The organism is Streptomyces sp. NPDC005195 (assembly GCF_040608315.1).
Taxonomy (GTDB): Bacteria; Actinomycetota; Actinomycetes; order Streptomycetales; family Streptomycetaceae; genus Streptomyces; species Streptomyces kaempferi.
This window is the reverse complement of record NZ_JBEXHZ010000372.1, coordinates 1-1,196: the sequence shown is the minus strand read 5'-3', so window position 1 is coordinate 1,196 and position 1,196 is coordinate 1. Positions and strand designations below refer to the sequence as shown.

Genomic DNA, 1,196 nt, shown 5'->3' with positions numbered 1-1,196 from the left:
CCCCGGCCCGCGCCTATCGTGATGCGTGTCGTGGCCGGGAGGGCATCCCGGTCCGGCTCCCGCTGTCCCTGGAGGCCCGCATGCTGTCCGTGCACCAACGCTGGACATGTGTCGGAGCCGGCGCGGCGACACTGGCTCTGCTGACGGCGGGACTGCCGTCGTCGGCCGTGGCCGCCGACGCCCCCGGCCTCTCCCGCTTCTACCACCAGAGGATCACGTGGGGCGCCTGCGCGGGCGAGGGGATGCCCGCCGACCTCCAGTGCGGGAAGGTGACCGTCCCGCTGGACTACGCGCACCCGCGGAAGGGGACCCTGGACGTCGCGCTGGCGCGGTACCGGGCGACGGGCGCGTCGCGGGGGTCCGTGCTGCTGAACTTCGGCGGTCCCGGGGGTGCGGGAATCCCGGAGCTGGCCGTGGACGGCGGCAAGGACTTCATGGACCTCACCAACGGCTACGACGTGGTGACCTTCGACCCCCGGGGCGTCGGCCGGTCCTCGCCGGTCAGCTGCGGAGACGGGGCCGGCCAGGCGTCCGGCACGGCGGGCTCCGTCACCGACGGCAGCGATGCGCAGGCCGTCCTCAAGGCACTGCGCAAGGTCGCCGGCGAGTGCGCCGCGCACTCCGGCCCGGTGCTGGCCCACATAGGCACGGTGAACGCCGCCCGGGACCTCGACGTGATGCGGCAGGCACTCGGCGACAAGAAGCTCAACTACCTCGGCTTCTCGTACGGAACCCGCCTGGGCGCGGTGTACGCGGCCCAGTTCCCGAAGAAGACGGGCCGGATGGTGCTCGACGGTGTGGACACGCTCACCGAGTCGATGGCCGAGCAGGGGCTGGCGGGCGCCGAGGGACAGCAGACCGCCCTGGACGACTTCCTCACCTGGTGCACCCAGGACATCGCCTGCCCCTTCGGGGAGGATCCGCGCGAGGCACGGCAGCAGGTCGTCCGGCTCGTCGACTCACTGGACCGGGATCCGGTGCCGACCAACCTCGGACAGACGTTCACGGGTCAGGATCTCGCGGGTGCGGTCGGCCAGGCGCTGTACAGCCGGCGGATGTGGCCCATGCTGGAGCGGGCCCTCGCCGCGCTCGTCCAGGACGGTGACACCCAGGGACTCATGCAGCTGTCGGTCGGCGCCTCCCTGCCCAGCTCGCGCGCGGTGGGCGCCTCGCGCGTGGTGGGCACCCCGCGCGTG

Annotated in this window: 1 protein-coding gene; it reads left to right on the top strand. The window is 73.1% G+C overall.

Annotation, left to right across the window (positions count from 1 at the left end):
* Positions 1-80: 80 nt before the first annotated feature.
* Positions 81-1,196 (top strand): alpha/beta fold hydrolase (locus ABZV34_RS39740; protein ID WP_356288264.1); only part of this gene is annotated, 1,116 nt, incomplete at its 3' end.